This window comes from Janibacter sp. LM, assembly GCF_039631275.1.
Lineage (GTDB): Bacteria > Actinomycetota > Actinomycetes > Actinomycetales > Dermatophilaceae > Janibacter > Janibacter terrae.
In genome coordinates, this window is sequence record NZ_JBDIVG010000085.1 from 1 (window position 1) to 1,055 (window position 1,055).

Annotated in this window: 1 pseudogene; it reads left to right on the forward strand. The window is 68.7% G+C overall.

From position 1 onward, the window contains the following. A pseudogene (locus ABC138_RS17545) lies at positions 1-1,020 on the forward strand (IS3-like element ISTesp3 family transposase); the annotation flags it as partial. Positions 1,021-1,055 lie beyond the last annotated feature (35 nt).

Below are 1,055 nucleotides of genomic sequence, written 5' to 3' on the forward strand. Positions count from 1 at the left end.
GATCGACCGACTGGAGGCCGAGAACGCGGCGCTGCGGGCCGAGACCACCAAGCTCACCACCGAGCGGGAGATCCTGCAGCGGGCGGCCAAGTATTTCGCCGGGGAGACGCGCTGGTGAGTCGCTTCCAGTTCGTCGCCGACAACTCCGCCACCTTCGAGGTGAAGCGACTGTGCGAGCTCGTCGAGATCGAGCGCTCCTCCTACTACGCCTGGCTCAAGGCAGCCCCGGCACGCGAAGAGCGAGCTCGGGCCGATGCCGAGCTCGCGGAGCGGATCAGGGCCGTCCACGCCGAGGACAACACTTGCGGTGCGCCGCGGATCACCGCCGAGCTCAACGACAACACCCCTGCCGGTGAGCGGGTCAACCACAAGCGCGTCGCGCGGGTGATGCGGGCCGAGGGCATCCGTGGCTATGTGAAGAGGCGGCGGGTGCGGACCACGATCCCCGAGCCGTCGGGGCAGAAGTACCCCGACCTGCTCCAGCGCGACTTCACCGCCGAGCGCCCCAACCGGCGCTACGTCGGCGACATCACCTACCTCCCGCTCGCGGACGGGACGAACCTGTACCTGGCGACCGTGATCGACTGCTACTCCCGACGGCTCGCCGGCTGGGCGATCGCCGACCACATGCGCACCGAACTCGTCGAGGAAGCGTTGAACGTCGCGGCCGCGACCCGAGACAGCCTCAAGGGCGCGATCTTCCACAGCGACCACGGGTCGGTCGGCGGAATCTACTGCTCCAAGGCCTACGCCCAGCTCTGCAAGAAGTTCGGCGTCACCCAGTCGATGGGCGCCGTCGGCTCGTCGGCCGACAACGCCCTCGCGGAGTCGTTCAACGCCACGATGAAGCGCGAGGTCCTCCAAGACACCGCCTGCTGGCCCGACGAGCTGACCTGCCGCCGGCAGGTCTTCAGATGGCTCGTCCGCTACAACACCCGCCGCCGTCACAGCTGGTGCGGCTACCTCTCCCCGTCCACCTACGAGGCCCGCCGGGCCGCTACGCTGCCAACCGCCGCGTAATCACACCCCGTGTCCAAGATCCGGGGGTAAGGCCC